General features: G+C 56.5%; 14 protein-coding genes. 4 read left to right on the top strand and 10 right to left on the bottom strand.

Going from position 1 to position 18899, the window contains the following annotated elements:
• The 3 genes from cdaR to dgt all read right to left on the bottom strand — a co-directional run bounded on the left by cdaR (window position 1) and on the right by dgt (window position 4394).
• On the bottom strand, window positions 1-1158 hold the full coding sequence (gene cdaR, locus M8370_RS01130; protein ID WP_250020382.1) for a DNA-binding transcriptional regulator CdaR: 1158 nt from the start codon (window positions 1156-1158) through the stop codon (window positions 1-3).
• A gap of 153 nt (window positions 1159-1311) precedes the next feature.
• The gene (gene degP, locus M8370_RS01125; RefSeq protein ID WP_013095648.1) at window positions 1312-2748 is read right to left on the bottom strand and encodes a serine endoprotease DegP; all 1437 of its coding nucleotides are present in this window, start codon (window positions 2746-2748) and stop codon (window positions 1312-1314) included.
• A 131-nt stretch (window positions 2749-2879) separates the two neighbouring features.
• The gene (dgt, locus tag M8370_RS01120; protein WP_013095647.1) at window positions 2880-4394 is read right to left on the bottom strand and encodes a dGTPase; all 1515 of its coding nucleotides are present in this window, start codon (window positions 4392-4394) and stop codon (window positions 2880-2882) included.
• Window positions 4395-4476: 82 nt separating this feature from the next.
• Between dgt and mtnN the strand changes: the two genes are divergently transcribed.
• Genes mtnN through M8370_RS01105 form a run of 3 tightly spaced genes read left to right on the top strand, consistent with a single transcriptional unit; the run spans window position 4477 to window position 6619 of the window.
• On the top strand, window positions 4477-5175 hold the full coding sequence (mtnN, locus tag M8370_RS01115) for a 5'-methylthioadenosine/S-adenosylhomocysteine nucleosidase (protein ID WP_013095646.1): 699 nt from the start codon (window positions 4477-4479) through the stop codon (window positions 5173-5175).
• Window positions 5168-5968 carry a vitamin B12 ABC transporter substrate-binding protein BtuF gene (btuF, locus tag M8370_RS01110; RefSeq protein ID WP_047023380.1) on the top strand — a complete coding sequence of 267 codons (801 nt, stop codon included), beginning with the start codon at window positions 5168-5170 and terminating at the stop codon, window positions 5966-5968. Before mtnN ends, btuF begins: the two co-directional genes overlap by 8 nt.
• 27 nt (window positions 5969-5995) lie before the next feature.
• Entirely contained in the window at window positions 5996-6619 is a 624-nt protein-coding gene (locus tag M8370_RS01105; RefSeq protein ID WP_013095644.1) for a TRIC cation channel family protein, read from the top strand.
• 93 nt (window positions 6620-6712) lie between these two features.
• On the opposite strand, the gene erpA is transcribed toward M8370_RS01105, so the two are convergent.
• Window positions 6713-7057 carry an iron-sulfur cluster insertion protein ErpA gene (gene erpA, locus M8370_RS01100; protein ID WP_013095643.1) on the bottom strand — a complete coding sequence of 115 codons (345 nt, stop codon included), beginning with the start codon at window positions 7055-7057 and terminating at the stop codon, window positions 6713-6715.
• A gap of 85 nt (window positions 7058-7142) precedes the next feature.
• Window positions 7143-8543 (bottom strand): H(+)/Cl(-) exchange transporter ClcA, encoded by a 1401-nt coding sequence (clcA, locus tag M8370_RS01095; RefSeq protein WP_023620753.1) that lies wholly within the window; start codon window positions 8541-8543, stop codon window positions 7143-7145.
• A gap of 177 nt (window positions 8544-8720) precedes the next feature.
• Here clcA and hemL point away from each other — a divergent pair, with 177 nt between their 5' ends.
• The gene (hemL, locus tag M8370_RS01090) at window positions 8721-10001 is read left to right on the top strand and encodes a glutamate-1-semialdehyde 2,1-aminomutase (RefSeq protein ID WP_061772297.1); all 1281 of its coding nucleotides are present in this window, start codon (window positions 8721-8723) and stop codon (window positions 9999-10001) included.
• Between the two features lie 94 nt (window positions 10002-10095).
• On the opposite strand, the gene fhuB is transcribed toward hemL, so the two are convergent.
• From fhuB to mrcB, 5 genes are all read right to left on the bottom strand, one after another.
• Window positions 10096-12078: a Fe(3+)-hydroxamate ABC transporter permease FhuB gene (gene fhuB, locus M8370_RS01085; RefSeq protein WP_250020381.1), complete on the bottom strand. Its 1983-nt coding sequence runs from the start codon at window positions 12076-12078 to the stop codon at window positions 10096-10098.
• Window positions 12075-12965, bottom strand: coding sequence for a Fe(3+)-hydroxamate ABC transporter substrate-binding protein FhuD (gene fhuD / locus M8370_RS01080; protein ID WP_013095639.1), 891 nt, complete (start codon window positions 12963-12965; stop codon window positions 12075-12077). Before fhuD ends, fhuB begins: the two co-directional genes overlap by 4 nt.
• A complete protein-coding gene (gene fhuC, locus M8370_RS01075) occupies window positions 12965-13762 on the bottom strand; it encodes a Fe3+-hydroxamate ABC transporter ATP-binding protein FhuC (protein ID WP_023620747.1) in 798 nt (265 codons plus the stop codon). Before fhuC ends, fhuD begins: the two co-directional genes overlap by 1 nt.
• A 50-nt stretch (window positions 13763-13812) precedes the next feature.
• Complete coding sequence (gene fhuA / locus M8370_RS01070) at window positions 13813-16062, bottom strand: ferrichrome porin FhuA (RefSeq protein ID WP_250020380.1); 2250 nt, start codon at window positions 16060-16062, stop codon at window positions 13813-13815.
• Window positions 16063-16293: 231 nt separating this feature from the next.
• Window positions 16294-18819 (bottom strand): bifunctional glycosyl transferase/transpeptidase, encoded by a 2526-nt coding sequence (mrcB, locus tag M8370_RS01065; protein WP_250020379.1) that lies wholly within the window; start codon window positions 18817-18819, stop codon window positions 16294-16296.
• Window positions 18820-18899 lie beyond the last annotated feature (80 nt).

Genomic DNA, 18899 nt, shown 5'->3' with positions numbered 1-18899 from the left:
TCATCGCTGTTCATCCAGCTGCAACGCCACATACAGCAGCAGTCTGTCGTCAAAACTTCCCAGATCCAGCCCTGTCAGCTCCGAAATCCGGTTGAGCCGATACTCCAGCGTGTTGCGGTGAATGAACAGCGCTTTCGACGTCGCCAGCGGCTGCACGTTATGCCGGAACCACGCCTGTAGCGTCCGGCGCAGCAGGCCATTGTTGTCCATCGCTTTCAGACGCGCGAGCGGACGCGCCAGCTCATTGGCCTGCCAGCCACCGCGCAGGCTGTCGAGCAGTACCGGCAGCATCAGATCCTGATAAAAATAGCTGCGGCTTTCCGGCATTCGCTGTTTACCCACCATCATCGTGGTACGCGCCGTACGCCATGAGCGGGCGATACTGCCAGGCCCGGTAAAGTAATTCCCCAGGGCGACGCGAAAACGCAGCTGACCATTCTCTTTCATACGGGAAATTAACTGCTCCACACGACGACGGTGATCTTCCGCATCCCAGCGACCGAACGCGTTAAGCGCCGGCTTGAGCACCACCATTTCCGTCAGGGATACAATCGCCACCAGGTTGTCGCGCTCCGGCGTTGCCAGCGCGTTTTGTAGCTGCTGCAATTCAGCCATCGCGCTATCGACCCCCAGCTGGCCGCTATCCACCTCAATCACCGCCACGACGCGCGGTTGGTTCAGGTCAATACCCAGACGCTGCGCCCACTCGCTCAGCGCAGGCGTATGCTCCTCTGCCTGAATCAGGTTCATCACCAGCTCTTCGCGCAGACGGCTGTCCTGGGCCAGCAGGTGCATCAGGCGCGACTGCTCCAGCATCATCTCCGCCGTCATGCAGACCAGCTCGCCATATTTACGCAGTGATTCGGGTTCACCGGTCAGGCCTATTACGCCAACAATTTCCCCTTCAAGGCGCAGCGGTAAATTGATGCCCTGACGGACGCCGTGCAGGTGTTTCGCCACGGCATCATTGATATCCACGACCCGCCCCTGGGAAAGCACCAGCAGTGCACCTTCGTGCAATTCCCCAATACGCTCGCGATCGCCGCTGCCAATAATGCGCCCGCGGGCATCCATTACGTTGATATTGGTATCGATGATGCGCATGGTGCGCGCCACGATATCCTGCGCCATTTTGGTATCAAGATGCCAGCCAGCCATGTAACCCTCCTGTGAGCAGAGCTCAAGCATAGGGGAGTTCGGTTACGGTCGCATTGTGCGAATGCACAAAATCAGGCAGTGAAGTATGGACTTGTGGGAAGGGTCACAGAAACAAAAAAGCCCCTGCTTACATCACGCAGGGGCTTACGAGGATTACTGCATCAGGAGGTAGATAGAGGTATCACCACGCTGAATATTCAGCGCCAGCACGGATGGTTTGCTGTCGAGAATTTTACGCAGTTCAGCGATGTTTTTCACTGGCTGCTGGTTAGCACCCATGATCACATCACCTTTTTTCAGGCCGATACGGGCTGCCGGGGAATTCGCTTTCACGTTATTCACCACCACGCCTTTATCTGCACCTTTGTTGCTCATCTCCGCCCCTTCAATACCGCTGAAGATGGTGCTGGAATCAACCTGATTCTGGCTGCTCTGCTGCAGCTCCAGACTCACGTTAACCGCCTTACCGTCACGCAGCAGGCCGAGGGTGACTTTGCTGCCAATTGGCATTGAACCCACTTCGGCACGCAGGGCGGCAAAACTGCTGATCGGTTTACCGTTCAGGGAGGTGATCACATCCCCGGCTTTAATCCCCGCTTTTGCTGCGGAGGAGTTCGGCATAACCTGGCTCACGAACGCGCCGCGCTGGGCGTCAACTTTCATCGCTTTCGCCAGCTCAGAGTTCAGCTCGGTACCCATGATACCCAGCTCACCGCGTTTCACCTGGCCGTACTGCACCATCTGCGCGGTCAGGTTTTTCACCATGTTACTTGGGATAGCAAAACCGATACCGATGTTGCCGCCGTCCGGTGCCAGGATGGCAGTGTTAATACCAATCAGCTCACCGTTCAGGTTCACCAGCGCACCGCCGGAGTTACCGCGGTTGATCGCCGCATCCGTCTGGATGAAGTTTTCATAGTTCTCCGCGTTCAGACCGCTACGGCCCAGCGCTGAAACAATCCCCGAGGTCACGGTTTCGCCCAGACCGAACGGGTTACCGATGGCCACGGTGTAGTCACCGACACGCAGCGCGTCGGAGTCGGCAATTTTAATCGCCGTCAGGTTTTTAGGATCCTGAATCTGGATCAGTGCGATATCAGAGCGTGGGTCCTTGCCCACCACTTTGGCGTCAAATTTACGCCCGTCGCTCAGCTGAACCTTAATGCTGTTGGCGTTATCCACCACGTGGTTGTTGGTAACGACATACCCTTTCGCGGCATCAATAATAACCCCCGAGCCAAGCGCCATGAATTTCTGCTGCTGGCCGCCGCCCTGGCCGTCATCCCCTGCACCACCGCCCTGACAGAACGGAGAACTCTGGAATGGCGAACCGTCCTGGCAGAACGGCGAGTTATCGCCGAAGAACTGCTGGAAGTTACGCGGCATACGCGGCGTATTGACGGTCGTGCTGCCCTCAACGTTAATACTCACCACCGATGGCATCACTTTTTCGAGCATCGGTGCCAGGCTTGGCATCTGCTGCGCGGTTGCTGCCGACGACGCGGTCTCGGCTGCAGTAGCAGTCAGAGGAGACAGCGCTAAACCTAAACTCAGAGCCAGTGCACTCATTGCTAATGTGGTTTTTTTCATGTTTCTCAATCTCGATTTACAGATAACGCAAAATTGCTGTGTAACTCAGATTCGTTTTATACCGCTTAGTTCCGGCGATAAGTTTATGGAAAAAGTAAAAATTTATTGGTCGTCTTTACAAAACTCCGGGATTATTCCACCGCCATCAGCTTGCGGTACTCATCCCAGGCATACAAATCGGTCATTCCGCTGATATAGTCCTGGATGAGACGACAGCGATAATAATATTCGAGCACCGGCCACTGCGGTGAGTGGCGATCCAGTTTGCCGATGGCTTCAACGTAAGCCAGACGATGACGGGTAGAAAGTTTCTGATAAAGCCGGGACTCAATCGGTATTCGTCGCACGCGCTCTTGTTCCACCAGCTCGCTGAATTCATCGACCGACAATTGCAGCAGAGGGCGATATATTTCCAGTAAGCCGCTGATTACCCGGTATCCCTGTAGCTCTAACTGTTCGACATCGGGGTGGCTGAATACATGACGCATCGCGACATGTTTATATAACTCAAGCAACTGGCTGAAGCTACTGTCATCCTCCAGCAAGGCATGATTGAACTCGCCGCTAAAAATCATCGGCAAATTATCAATAAAGCGCGAGGCGGCGTAAGGCACCAGTTTATTTAATGTATTGACCCGCAAATACATAAAGAACTGATCTTCGGTGCTCCGGCTTAATGTATTTGCACGCGATTTTTCCCAGGCATTTTCGACCACCTGGGCAAACAGCGAACCTTTTTCATGTTTCCCCCATGCATCATAAAGATGCTGATAAAGCTCCTCGACGCTAAATATTCTTTTTTCAACCGCGTCTTCCAGGTCAGCAACGCAATAGGAGATGTCATCGGCGGCTTCCATAATCCACGTCAACGGGAAGCGGCCATTTGCAGTCAATGAAAGTTCTTTACGTAACCGCTCAATATAGGCCTCTTCGGAGAGGTAATAGCCGGGCTTTTTCATCAGATAGCTGTGCGAAGCGGGCGTTTCGCCCATCCACCAGGCAGGACGGGTATATTTGAGGATGCATCCCACCTGTGCCCAGGTCAGATTCATGCGCATCAGGGAGTGCACCAGTCGTATCCCCTGCGCATTGCCTTCAAAATGACAGAGATCCTGACGCACTTTACGACGCAGATCGTTTAGCCCGTCTTCGCCTTCACGCAGACGTAAATCCCGCACCACGCAGCGGTCATCACTGAGCGGCTGGCTGACGGCATCCGACGGGAAGAGTCGCTGCCTGAACCAGTCGTTGATCGCCGCCTCACCAAAGTGACCAAACGGCGGGTTGCCGATGTCGTGCATCAGGCAGGCCATCTCAACAATACTTTCAAAGGGCCCGGTCAACTCATCCAGACCGTAGGTTTCCAGCAAGCGCTGCTCTTTGAGGCGACTTAAAATCTCTTTGGCAATGTAGCGCCCCACCTGCTGAACTTCCATTGAGTGGGTAAGCCGTGTGCGCACGGCAGCGTTACGCTCAAGCGGAAACACCTGGGTCTTTTGCTGCAGACGACGAATGGCAGGCGAGTTAATGATCCGCCCGCGATCGCTTTCGAAGATACGCAGGATCTCATGTTCGCTCTTTTCACCCTGCGGCGAACGGAAACGTCGGTGCCAGTTAATTTTGGTGCGAAAATCGATCTGTGACATGTGCTCCCCCGCGTGAGAATGCGTTTCCCCTTAAGCGCATGATAGACTATGCATCTTAACAAGGCACATCGCGAGTAAATCTATGAAAATCGGCATTATTGGTGCAATGGAAGAAGAAGTTACGCTGCTGCGTGACAAAATTGAGAACCGTCAGACTCTCTCTCTGGGGGGTTGTGAGATCTATACCGGTCAACTGAACGGTGTTGACGTGGCTCTGCTGAAATCAGGCATCGGTAAGGTTGCTGCTGCGCTGGGCGCAACGCTGTTGCTTGAGCGCTGCAAGCCAGACGTGATCGTTAACACCGGCTCTGCAGGCGGTCTGGCACCGACCCTGAAAGTGGGTGATATCGTCGTCTCCGATGAAGCGCGTTACCACGATGCAGACGTTACCGCATTCGGCTACGAATACGGTCAGCTTCCGGGTTGCCCGGCCGGCTTTAAGGCCGACGATAAGCTGGTTGCGGCGGCAGAAGAGTGCATTGCTGAACTGAACCTCAACGCCGTACGCGGCCTGATTGTGAGCGGTGATGCCTTCATCAATGGCTCCGTCGGCCTGGCAAAAATCCGTCACAACTTCCCGCAGGCTATCGCCGTTGAGATGGAAGCGACCGCGATTGCCCACGTTTGCCATAATTTCAACGTCCCGTTCGTGGTGGTCCGCGCCATCTCTGACGTGGCCGATCAGCAGTCTCATATCAGCTTCGACGAATTCCTGGTTGTCGCGGCAAAACAGTCCACCGTGATGGTGGAGAGCCTTGTGCAGAAACTGGCTCGTGGCTAAACATGCCATCAGGGCGCTGGTCGCCCTGCTTCTGCTCGCACCGGCCTGGCTCTGCGCCGCGCCGCGTGTGATTACCCTCTCCCCCGCTAACACCGAACTGGCGTTTGCTGCCGGTATCACCCCGGTTGGTGTAAGCAGCTTTTCCAATTACCCACCCCAGGCCGCACAAATTGAACAGGTCGCAACCTGGCAAGGGATGAACCTTGAGCGCATCGTTGCGCTTAAGCCCGATCTCGTGCTCGCCTGGCGTGGCGGCAATGCAGAGCGGCAGGTTAATCAACTGACGTCGCTTGGGATCAAGGTCATGTGGGTGGATGCCGTGAGCATTGAGCAGGTCGCGCAGGCGTTACGCGCTCTGGCGCCCTACAGCCCAACCCCGGCCAAAGCCGAGGATGCGGCAAAACAACTGCTCAGCGACTATGCGGCACTAAAAGCAAAATACGATACCCCCGTTAAAAAGCGCATCTTTCTGCAGTTTGGCAGCCAGCCGCTGTTCACCACCGGGAAAGGCTCCATTCAGAATCAGGTCCTGGAAGTGTGCGGCGGAGAAAATATCTTTGCGGCCAGCCGGATACCGTGGCCTCAGGTCAGTCGGGAACAGGTACTGGCTCGCCGACCACAGGCGATCGTTGTGGTCGGAAATGCGAGCGAGATTCCTAAAATTGAACAATTCTGGCAAAGCCAGCTAAAAATTCCGGTGATCCCCCTCACCAGCGACTGGTTTGAACGCGCCAGCCCGCGTATTATCCTCGCCGCAAAACAACTCTGTGCCGCACTGGCCGAGAGTCATTAACATAAGACCCCCCTCGAGGATTTAACGATGCTCGTTTATTGGCTGGATATTCTTGGCACAGCCGTTTTTGCTATCTCCGGCGTCCTGCTCGCCGGAAAGCTGCGCATGGATCCGTTTGGCGTGCTGGTGCTTGGCGTGGTGACCGCCGTAGGCGGTGGAACGATCCGCGATATGGCGCTGGATAATGGCCCGGTATTTTGGGTGAAAGATCCCACCGATCTGGTGGTGGCGATGGTCACCTGCCTGTTAACCATCGTGCTGGTTCGCCAGCCCCGCCGCTTACCAAAATGGATCCTCCCGGTGCTGGATGCCGTCGGGCTGGCTGTGTTTGTCGGCATTGGGGTGAATAAAGCCTTTAATGCGGGTACAGGGCCCATGGTTGCCATCTGCATGGGCGTGCTGACTGGCGTAGGCGGCGGGATTATTCGCGATATTCTGGCACGAGAAGTGCCGATGATCCTGCGTACCGAAATCTATGCTACGGCCTGCATTATTGGCGGGATTGTACACGCCACGGCGTACTATACCTTTGCGATACCGCTGGAAAATTCAGCCATGCTGGGAATGGTGGTGACGCTGGCGATACGTCTGGCGGCGATACGCTGGCACCTTAAATTGCCGACGTTCGCGCTGGATGAGAATGGAAGATAAACGCAAAACGGTAACCGCAAGGTTACCGTTTTTAATCTTTTCTCCCTCTCCCTGTGAGAGAGGGCCGGTGTGAGGGCATCAGCCCGCCCCCGCTTAAATACTGAACGAAGACCCACACCCGCAGGTGCTGGTGGCATTTGGGTTCGTCACCACAAAGCGTGAACCTTCCAGACCTTCTGTGTAATCTACCGAACCGCCCACCAGATATTGCAGGCTCATCGGGTCAACCACCAGCGCGACGCCCTGTTTCTCGATAGTCATATCGCCGTCGTTAACCTGGTCGTCAAAGGTAAAACCATACTGGAAGCCGCTGCAGCCGCCACCGGTAATATAGACACGCAGTTTCAGATCCGGATTGTCTTCGTCGGCAATCAGGGTTTTCACTTTGTTGGCTGCTGCTTCGGTAAACTCCAGCGGCAACGCTACGTCATCACTCATCTTATGCTCCCATGAATACTGCTACTGCAATTGGGTAAAATTCACCCAATTCTTTTTGTCATTATCTAATACCCTGGTAATTCATTCAAGTATTCTGCATTGCGGCCCGTTCTGCCTCCTGCTTCGCCAGGGTGCGTGCAAGAATGGTGGAGTATAGCGGTTTTCCACCCAGGAATTGGGCTAATAGTGTCGCGCCGAGACAGGTAATGATCATTGGCAAAATGAGCTGGTAATTATCCGTCATCTCCAGCACCAGCACGATGCCGGTGAGCGGCGCGCGCAGGGAGGCCGCCAGCAGCGCCCCCATTCCGGCAACGGCAAAGGTGCCCGCATCCAGATGGTATGCCGGAAAACTGACCTCAGCGGCCATGCCAAAGGCAGTACCAAGCAGCGTCCCCAGCGCCAGCATCGGGGCAAAGATACCGCCGGGCGCACCGGAGGAAAAACAGAGCACCGTCGTGATGACGCGAGAAATAAACATAAACAGAAGCAGACCCACGCTGAAGTTGCCCGCAGCTGCAATCGGGATCAGCCCGAACCCGCCCCCCGCCGCGTTCGGTTCAATGAACCCCAGCACGCCGCACAGGCCGCCCAGCAGACCGCCCATCAACACCCACTTCGTGGTATTCCCGCCGTGGATGCGCTGGAACATATCCTGCATACGCAGAATAAAAGTGTTAAACAGCGGGCCGACAATGCCGAATATCATGCCGAGGATCAGGTACAGCCACAGCGTGTTGACCGGCGCATTGGTCAGTTTGCCCACTTCGATCACCGGGCTTTCGCCATTGAAAATGCGAAACACAATGCTCGACATGATCACACCGGTAAAGACCGCTTTGATCGAGATAAGGTTGTAACGGAACTGGGCGCGCATCTCTTCGATGATAAACAGGATCCCCGCCAGCGGCGCGTTAAACGCCGCCGAAAGCCCCGCTGCGGCACCTGTCGCCAGCAGCGTATGGCGCGCTTCCGCGCTGCGCATCCGGAACAGATCCCCCACCATGCGCCCGACGTTCCCGCCCAACTGCACGGTTGGCCCCTCTCGGCCCAGTACCATACCCGCACCAAGCGTTCCCATGCCGCCGATAAACTTCACCGGGATGACGCGCCACCAGCGCACCGGGCGCAGCTCTTCCAGCGCGCCTTCAATTTCAGGGATCCCGGAACCGCCCGCTTCCGGCGCAAATTTACGCACCAGAAAGTAGCCCACCATGGCAAATAGCGCGGACAACCCGAACGCCCAGACCCAGACCAGCCATCCTTTGTCGGCGAAACCGGCCACCGTACCAATACGCCAGTTCAGCACCGCATTGACTGCCTTTTCAAAGGCGACGCCCGCCAGCCCGGCGAGCGTACCGACTACAGCGGCGGCCAGTAAAATTGCCAGCGGTGTCTTATCGCGGTTAAGCAAGCGCCGGATGCTGATCCGGTGTTGCGCGCGTCGGAACTGTTGTTCTTCAAAAGAGGGAGAGTCTGCTTTCATTACCATGTCTTTTCGTCATACAAATCGCCGCAGGGATTTTACCAGAGTGCGTCAGGTCGTCCCGTGAAAAATACTTAAAAATTGTTTAGCAATGAAAGGGGGCAAAAATTTCATTACCTTCCGCGGATCACTTAGAATAGTGTGCTTAATCATTTTATACGAACCAGGAACGACGCCATGAGCAAGTCTGAAAACCTTTACAGTGCAGCCCGCGAGCTTATCCCGGGCGGCGTGAACTCGCCTGTTCGCGCCTTTACCGGCGTAGGCGGAACGCCGCTGTTTATTGAACGTGCTGATGGCGCGTACCTGTTTGATGTCGACGGCAAGGCCTATATCGATTACGTCGGCTCCTGGGGCCCGATGGTGCTGGGTCACAACCATCCTGCCATCCGCAATGCGGTGATTGAAGCGGCCCAGCGCGGCCTGAGCTTCGGCGCGCCTACCGAGATGGAAGTCAAAATGGCGGAGCTGGTGACCGAGCTGGTGCCAACCATGGACATGGTGCGTATGGTGAACTCCGGTACCGAAGCCACCATGAGCGCTATTCGTCTGGCGCGCGGCTTTACCGGTCGTGACAAAATCATCAAGTTTGAAGGCTGCTACCACGGTCATGCGGACTGCCTGCTGGTGAAAGCGGGTTCCGGCGCACTGACCCTTGGCCAGCCAAACTCCCCGGGCGTACCGGCTGATTTCGCGAAACACACCCTCACCTGCACCTATAACGATCTGAACACCGTTCGTGCGGCATTCGAGCAGTATCCACAGGAGATCGCCTGCATCATCGTTGAGCCGGTTGCGGGCAACATGAACTGCATTCCACCGCAGCCCGATTTCCTGCCGGGCCTGCGCGCCCTGTGCGATGAGTTTGGTGCGCTGCTGATTATCGACGAAGTGATGACCGGTTTCCGCGTCGCGCTCGCGGGTGCCCAGTCATATTATGGCGTAGAGCCGGATCTGACCTGTCTCGGCAAAATCATCGGCGGCGGTATGCCGGTGGGCGCGTTCGGGGGGCGCAAGGATGTGATGGAAGCCCTGGCACCAACGGGGCCGGTTTACCAGGCGGGTACGCTCTCCGGTAACCCGATTGCTATGGCGGCGGGCTTCGCCTGCCTGACAGAAGTCTCCCAGCCTGGCATTCACGAAACCCTGACTGAGCGCACGACGCAGCTGGCAAACGGTCTGCTGGAAGCGGCTGAAGAGGCGGGTATTCCGCTGGTGGTAAACCACGTGGGCGGGATGTTCGGGATCTTCTTCACGGAAGCCCAAGCCGTGACAAGCTATCAGGATGTGGTGAAGTGCGACGTTGAACGCTTCAAGCGTTTCTTCCACCTGATGCTGGAAGAAGGCGTCTACCTGGCACCGTCTGCTTTTGAAGCTGGCTTTATGTCCGTGGCGCACAGCGAAGAGGATATCAATAACACCATCGACGCGGCGCGTAAGGTGTTTGCGAAGTTGTAAGCACGTGCGGCGTGATGCCCTCACCCCGGCCCTCTCCCCGTGGGAGAGGGAGCAAACCCTAAAACGTCAATCTTAGGATTGACGTTTACTTTTATTACCGACTCTGCTTTCTCAACAGATAAATAAAATACGGCGCGCCGATAAAGGTCGACAGCAAACCCGCCGGGATCTGATACGGGAACAGCACCATTCTTCCGCACCAGTCCGCCACCACCAGCATCACCCCGCCCGTCAGGGCAGACATCACGATATGCGGCATCGTCCGACGGAATCCCATCATTCTGGCGATATGCGGCGCCATCAACCCAACAAAACTCAGTGGACCAATGGTCATGGTGGCCGTGGCCGTCAGGCACGCCGCCAGCAGTAACAGCGCGACGCGCGTTGGCGTTAACGCCATGCCGACCGCACGTGCGGTTTCACTCCCCAGCGGCAGGATCGTCATCCAGCGGCGGCACAGGGGCACAATCGCCAGCAGCACGATCATTACGATCCCGGAATGCACCACCTGACTACCGGTGGCGTTGTACGTTGAGCCGGAGATCCAGGTCAGGATCTTCGCCATCCGCGGATCGCCGCTCGCCTGCAGCATCATCAGCAGCATGGTAAAGGCGGTGCTGAGCGCCATCCCGGCCAGCAGCATCCGGTGAGGCGAAAACCCGCCGCGGCCTGACGCAATCAGAATGATCATCAGCGTCACCGCCGCCCCGATGCTTCCGGCAGGCATCAGCCAGCCAAAGGCATTTCCCGGCACAAGGAACAGCATCAGCACCACGCCAAACGCGGCTCCCGAACTGATACCCAGCACTTCCGGGCTGGCCATCGGATTGCCGGTCAGGCGCTGGATAATACAGCCCGCGACCGCCAGCATCACCCCGGCAATCAACGCCGAGAGGATCCGCGGCCAGCGCCACTGCAGCAGTTCCTGGAGCAAATCGCCCGTTGCCCAGTGCCAACCCGTCGCATCGCGCCCGAAAGCAAGCGCCACAAACGAGACGATGATCAGCACCGCCAGCCCGGCGAGGCTGAACCACAGCACCGACTGACGCTCGGCATAAACTTTATCCCCCGCGTCCATCGCGGGAGCGCTCATGCTGCGCAGACGTGGCAACAGCCACAGCAACAGCGGCGCGCCAACCAGTGCCGTTACCGACCCGGTAGAGACTTCCATCCAGACGCGCGCCAGCCAGAGAATGATTTGATCGGAAAGCCAGAGGATCAGCGCTCCAATTAGCGGGGCCAGCAGCAGTCGCGCCAGCAGGCGACGCGCACCGAGCATTTTTGCCAGCAGCGGGGCAAACAGCCCGATAAAGCCGATAATCCCAACCGCATTAACCAGCAATGCGCTGAGGACAATCGCCAGCGTCAGCGCCGCCAGACGCGCCAGGGAGAGCGCCAGCCCCAGATTGCGGGCTACGCCGTCATCCAGCCCCATCAGCGTCAGCGGACGTAACAGCAGCAGCGTCAACATGGCGCCGCCAACAAGCTGCGGCCACAGACGCTGCACACTACTCCAGTCGGTCTGGGTCAGCGTGCCGGTACTCCACAGGAACATGCTTTGCAGCTGATCGTGATGAAACAGCACCAGCAGCTGGTTGATTGCCCCACAGTAGAGGCTCACCACCAGCCCTGCGAGGATCAGCGTCACTGGCGAGAGGCGTTTCCCCCACGCCACGCCGAAGACCAGCGCGCCTACCACGCACGCGCCTGCAAGCGCGGCAAACTGCGAGGTTAACGCGCCAGGCAGTGCCCACAGCGTGGTCACCGTGATCCCAAGCTGGGCACCGGTCGCGACGCCAAGCGTTGTAGGCTCGGCCAGCGGGTTACGCAAAACCTGCTGGAACAGGACGCCCACCAGCCCTAACCCGGCCCCGACCAGCAGCGAAATCGCCAGACGCGGCAGCAGGCTGTAGTGGAACAGCATTTGCTGAATATTATCGATATCCGGCGCAGCCAGGGCCGCGCCCCACTGCCCGCGCGGTAAGGCGGTCGAGAGGTTAAACCAGGTCAAAGCCAGCGCGGTCAGGAAAATCAGAGCCAGCAACAGCGCCGGGAAACGGGCAATACGCGTACTCATGCTTTTCCCCCCAGCGCGTTATCCAGCACCCGGGCGAAGTGCATGGCCGACAGCGTCGCGCCGTAGAACCAGACCGCCGGTGCACGCGTAAAGCGTTGCTCACGCACGAACGGCATCGCCTGCCACAGCGGTGTCGCCATCAGCGCCTGCATTTCACGCTCGTTGCCGTGATCGAAGCACAGCACGTCCACATCGCGGAACGCCGCCAGACGGTCGATACCGACGGCGGTGCTGCCCCAGAAGGTCATCTCCCCTTCCCAGGCATTAGGAATGCCAAAGCTATCGAGCACTTCCTGGAACAGACAGTTTTTGCCGAAGACCAGCATATGGCGCGCATCCAGCAGCGTCACCATCAGCAGCGGGCGGTCTCCGCGATGGGCAAAACGCGGCTTCAGGGCGTCAATCAGAGCATCAAACTCAGCGAAATGTTGTTTGGCTTCCGCCTCACGGTTGAGGAAATGCGCCATCTCGTTGATGGAGTTTTTCGCCATCGTCAGCGGTTTTTTACCGTCACTGAAGGAGAACCCCCGCCCAGGGGCAATACGCGCCATTGTCTCTTCTGACGGGCCATAACCCGCGGACCAGAACAGAAATGACGGCTTCATCTGCGTCAGCAGCTCAAGATTAGGCTCTGTTCGCAGACCAATATCAATGACCGAATCGGGTAGCGCCGGCTCGTTCACCCACAGCCGGTAGTTGGGAATATCGGCCACGCCATACGGCGTGACGCCCAGCGCCATCATCAGTTCAACAGGCAGCCACTCCAGCGCCACAATACGGTGTGGATCGACGGCAGCAGCCCGCGCGAGGTTCATCTTTAACAGCAGCGGTGAAAGTGCCATGGCCGTCAGCAGGCGACGGCGGCTCAACAAGGTAGAATTCAGCATCAGTAAACAAAGCTCACCGGAGCAGCCCCGCCTGGATGAGGCAGGATCCCCATAGGAATACCGTAGATGTGTTCCAGCGTTTCGCTCCGCATCAGTTCAGACGGCGAACCCTCGGCAATCATCTCCCCGCCGCGAAGGGCGACAAGATAATCGCAGTAGCGCGCCGCCATGTTGATATCGTGCAGCACCGCAATAACCGTCAGGCCACGCTGCTGGCTCAGGCGATGAACCAGCGCGAGAACATCAACCTGATGAGCGATATCCAGTGCGGAAGTGGGTTCGTCGAGCAGCAGGCAGCGGCTGTCCTGCGCGACCAGCATCGCAATCCACGCGCGCTGACGTTCGCCCCCGGAAAGGCTGTCGACCAGACGGTGCGCCAGCGGCTTTAATCCCACCAGCGCAATCGCCTCTTCCACTTTCTCTCTGTCGGCGACACCGAAGCGCCCTAGTGCGCCATGCCACGGATAACGCCCGATTGCCACCAGCTCACGCACCGTCATCCCTTCTGCCTGAGGCAATTGCTGCGGCAGATAGGCGACTTTGCGCGCAAAGGCTTTACTGCTCCAGCTCTCCAGAGGCTGTTCGTCCAGCAAAATATCCCCTTCAGAAGGCGGCTGATGACGGCCCAGCATTTTAAGTAACGTCGATTTACCGGAACCATTGTGACCAATCAGGCCGGTAACTTTACCTGCGGGGAACGTCAACGAGAGCGGATGCAGCAAGGTGCGCCCGGGAACACGAAAGGAGAGTTGATTGAGCGTAAAGGTGGTATCGGATTGCGTTTTATTATCCTGCATATCAGCCAACTTAAATAAAAAGGGCACGGCGAACCGTGCCCGAAGAGAGATTAGAAGCGGAAGGTCGCGGTAGCCACAACCTGACGCTCAGCACCCCAGAAGCAACCGTAGGTGTTAAAGCAGCTGGCAACGTACTCACGATCGAACAGATTGTTCACATGCAGCGCCACGTTTGACCCCGCCATGCCAACGCGTGCCAGATCGTACCTGACCAGCGCATCAACGACGGTGTAGCTGCCCACTTTGAAGGAGTTAGCCGGATCACCATAGCTTGAGCCCGTATAACGCACGCCGATGCCCAGCGTCAGACCAGACAGCGGACCATCATACATTGTGTAATCACCCCATACAGATGCCATGTGTTTCGGCACCTGGGCTGGTGTGTTGCCTTTGTAGTTAGTATCTGTCGTGTATTCCGCATCGGTGTAGGTATAGGAGCCAACAACGTTAACGCTCGCAGAGAGGGCTGCTTTCGCTTCCAGCTCTACGCCACGGGCACGGATTTCACCACCTTCAACCGAGAAGAAAGAACCCGCCGGGTCCGCCATCAGGTTGTTAGTTTTGGTCAGCTGGTACAACGCACCGGTGACAACGATCGGACGATCGCTCGGAACGTATTTCACGCCCGCTTCGTATTGCTTGCCTTTAGATGGCGAGAACAGTTTACCCTGTGCATCAGTCTGCGAAGCCGGTTCAAACGATTCGCTGTAGCTAAAGTAAGGAGTTACACCGTTATCAAACAGGTAGTTAACACCGCCACGCCAGGTGAACTGGGTATCATCACGTTTGGAGGTGGTATTGGTCACACGGTTATAGGACTCCTGATCGGCCCAGTCATAACGACCGCCCAAGGTTACCAGCACTTTATCCCACTGCGCCTGATCCTGAACATACAGACCCGTCTGTTTCTGGCGATTAAGGATTTGATAAGGACCTGAATTAGCAGGATCTTTTGAACCGAAATCAAAATCGCTGTTCACAGGATTATAGAGATCCAGCAGCGGAACAGAATCGTCATAACCAAACCAGGAATTGATGTCATTCCGCATACGCATGAAGTCAACGCCAGTCAGCAGTATGTGGTCCACCTCGCCGGTAGAGAATTTGCTTTGCAACTGGGTATCAACGGTGAAGTTCTGCAATTTCTCATTATCGACAACATATTTACGCGCCAGATAATGGCCTTTATCAGCAGGCGCAAGCGCCGCACACTGTTTGTTGCCAGCATTTGCCGGATCGGTGCAGACGCCATAGCCGTAAACGCTGTTTTGCGAAGTTTTGTTCTCGGCAAAGCGCAGATTCTGACGCACGGTGAAGGTATCGTTAAATTCGTGGTCGAAGCTATACCCCACCATTTTCTGGTTCCGGGAATAGGTATTATTCTTCGCCCCTTCATTGAAGTTAGTCGGCAAACGCTCACCGTTTGGCAGTGGCTCCACTGTCCCCTCTTTTGGCAACCAGCCGTAGTAACCCGTTTCAGGCTCGTTCTGGAAATAAGAGAGGAAGGTAAATGTGGTTTTATCATCCGGACGCCATGAGAAAGATGGCGCGATAGCATAACGCTGCTCTTTCGCACGCTCCTGCTGAGCGTTATTTGAACGCGCAACCCCCGTTAAGCGATAAGAATAAACACCGTCGTCATCAATCGCATCGCTAAAGTCAAACCCGGTCTGGAACAGGCTATCCGTGCCCACTTTGAACTGGATCTCTTTCAGGGGATCGGTTGTTGGGCGCTTACTGACCATGTTCAGCAAACCGCCAGGGCTGCTTTTGCCGTACAGAACGGAAACCGGACCGCGCATGATCTCGGCGCGCTCCAGCATATAAGGATCAATAACGGCGTCGTTATAGAAGTTCCCCTGCATTTTCATGCCATCGAGGTAGTTATTTTGAGACTGACCATCGGCCGCAAAACCGCGAATAATCAAGTAGTCATAGGTGTTTGATGCACCACGGGTGCCTACCGCAACGCCAGGGGTGTAACTCAATGCTTCTTTAACCGAGCGCGGTTGATGCAGTGCCATCTCTTCGGCTGTTACCACTGAAATAGATTGCGGTACCTTTTGAATGGGGGTGTCCGTTTTGGTCCCGGTCGCGGATTGTCTTGCTGCGATGGTAGCAGCTGGCCCCCAGGCACTTTCCTGTGCAGCCGGAGCGGCAGTGACAGTGATGGTTTCTTCTTTTTTCGGGGTTTCGGCAGCATGGGTATAAGCAGACATGCCGGCAACCGCTGTGGCTACGACAACTGCGATTTTACGCAGCGACGTGTTAATTGGCTGAGCAGTATTGGAAAGCGCCATGGTGTATCTCTGATAGAAAAGTGAATGATAACGTAAACGAGAATTATTATTATGACCGCAGCATAATAGGCGAAACGTTGGCTGCATAGCAAGCAGGAAGCGGCCCTACGAGAATTAAGGGTTTAAGAAATAACCAGGAGAAAACGAAGGGTTAATCAGAATTAAAACGAGGGTTAATAAAATGGGGAAAACGGGTAAAAAAATCCCCCCTTTCGGGGGGACCTTGAACGGTTAGTTACCGCCGAACATATCTCTAATCCAGCCCGCGACACCGTCGCTGTCTTTCTTCTCGTTCTGCTGCTGCGGCTGTTGTTGCTGCGGCTGCTGAGGCTGAGAAGACTGGTCGAACGGGTTGCCCGTCGGCTGCTCTGGCTGACTCTGCTGGCACAGGGAATCCGGGTTCGTTGTCCAGACAGGCAAGGTACGCATACCGCCGCCACAGACAAAGTTTCCGGAACTGTCCACGCCCATATCCACGATATCCTCCGGCGCAACCAGGTTTAGCGGCACCGGAGACTGATTCGCCAGATAACGCTGGTAAATCGACATCGCCCCGCTCGCACCATACAGTTTGGTTGGCTGGTTGTTGTCGCGGCCCACCCAGGTGATCACCACTTCACGACCATCGATACCGGCAAACCAGGTATCGACGTTGTTGTTGGTCGTCCCGGTTTTGCCCGCCAGATGCAGGCCCGGATACTTCGCCCCCAGCTGACGGCCGGTACCACGCTGCACAACCTGCTGCATCGTCCACAGCGTCATGTAGGCTGCCTGCGCCGGAACGGCGCGTTCCGCCTGCGGGAAGCTCTGATACAGCACGGAGCCATCTTCGGCAATCACCGAGCGCAGGGCTGACAGCGGTGCACGGTTACCACCGCTGGCAATGGTCTGGAACGCCTGTGCCACTTCGATTGGCGTCAGGTTTAACGCCCCCAGGATCATGGCTGGCACAGGATGCAGCTGATCTTTGGCGACGCCCAGTTTCTGCCAGGTGTCGACAATCGCCGGCAGACCCAGTGCCATCCCCAGGTTTACCGTCGGCACGTTCATGGAGCGGGTCAACGCATCCACCAGCATTACCTGGCCGCTGAACTGTTTATCATCGTTCTGCGGTGACCAGACCTGGCCGTTAGGCTGACGCAGGGAGATCGGCGCGTCGGCAATCCAGGTATTCAGGCGATACAGATTTGGCTGGCTCAGGGCAGTGAGATAGGTTGCTGGCTTCGCCAGTGAACCGATCGAACGACGCGCCTGCATAGCACGGTTGTAACCTGCAAACTGCGGCTCAGCCCCGCCCACCATCGCACGGACTTCACCCGTGTTACGGTCAACCACCACCATCGCGGTTTCCAGGTCGCTCAGCTTACGCTGTTTCTTCAGCGCCGGAATGCCCTCAACGGCCGCTTTTTCTGCCGCATCCTGCGCCACGGAGTCAAAGGTGGTAAAGATCTTCACGCCGGAGAGATCTTTCACTTTATCACCGAGCTTGCTCTGCAACTCCTGACGCACCAGCTGCATAAACGCAGGCTGAGGCGAAATCACACCGCCGCGCGGCTGCACGCCAAGCGGACGTGCGCTCAGCATGTCGTAGAGCTCTTGGTCAATCACCTGCTGTTGTTGCAGCAGACGCAGCACCAGGTTACGACGCTCCAGCGCCAGTTTCGGGTTACGCCACGGGTTATAGATGGACGCCCCTTTCACCATGCCCACCAGCAGGGCCTGCTGGTCCAGGCTCAGCTCTTCCACCGGACGGCCAAAGTAGTACAGGCTCGCCAGCGGGAAACCGCGGATTTCGTTATCACCGCTCTGACCGAGATAGACCTCGTTCATATACAGCTCAAGGATACGATCCTTGCTGTAACGCGCATCCATCAGCACGGCCATGTACGCTTCGTTGGCTTTACGCCAGTAAGAGCGCTCGCTGGAGAGGAACAGGTTCTTCACCAGCTGCTGGGTAAGCGTACTCGCCCCCTGTACCGTACGGCCCGCCGTCAGGTTGGCCAGCACCGCACGGCCAATGGAGTAGAGGCTGATACCATCATGCTCGTAGAAGTGACGGTCTTCGGTTGCCAGCAGCGTGTCCACCAGCAGGTCCGGGAAACCGTTACGGGCGACGAACAGACGCTGCTCACCGTTCGCCGAAGAGAGCATGGTGATAAGACGCGGATCGAGACGGAAGAAACCGAACTGGCGGTTGTTATCCATGTTCTCGATGGTTTCCAGACGATCGCCGTCAAAGGTCAGACGCGCACGCACCTGCCCCTCTTTGCTGTCCGGGAAATCGAACGGACGACGGATCATCTCAATGCTTTTCGCCTGCACGGTAAATTCGCCAGGACGCGTCATTTTCGACACCTGACGATACTGGGTGGCCTCCAGCAGTTTCACCATCTCGTTCTTACTGATCGACATGTCAGGCTCAAGGTTCACCATGCGGCCATACACTGCCGCCGGCAATTGCCAGACTTTTCCGTCGATACGGCTGCGGATCTTCTGATCCAGATAAACGCCGTAGATCGCCATCAGTACAACAAAAACAATGAACAGCTTCAGCAGCAGCCAGAACCAGCCGCGTTTACCCCGAGGCTTACGCCCTTTGCCTTTTCCTTTACGCGGCATCGGTTCTTCATCCTCATAATCGTCTTCATAGTCATCGTCATAGTCCTCATCTCTGAGGCGACGACGGCTCACCTTTACTTTGGCCGGACGCGTTGGTTTTCCCTTACGCCCAATTGGCTCGCGGTCATTCCCCGCCATGCTTTTTCTCCGCAACGTTCAGGCGCAAAGGCCCGATTCTCATTTCTTCCACTGACCTGTGAAAGAAGAAATCTCTCAAA

The sequence above is a fragment of the Enterobacter cloacae complex sp. OE43NF genome (assembly GCF_023544405.1).
Classification (GTDB): domain Bacteria; phylum Pseudomonadota; class Gammaproteobacteria; order Enterobacterales; family Enterobacteriaceae; genus Enterobacter; species Enterobacter cloacae.
This window is presented reverse-complemented; position numbering and strand designations above follow the sequence as displayed.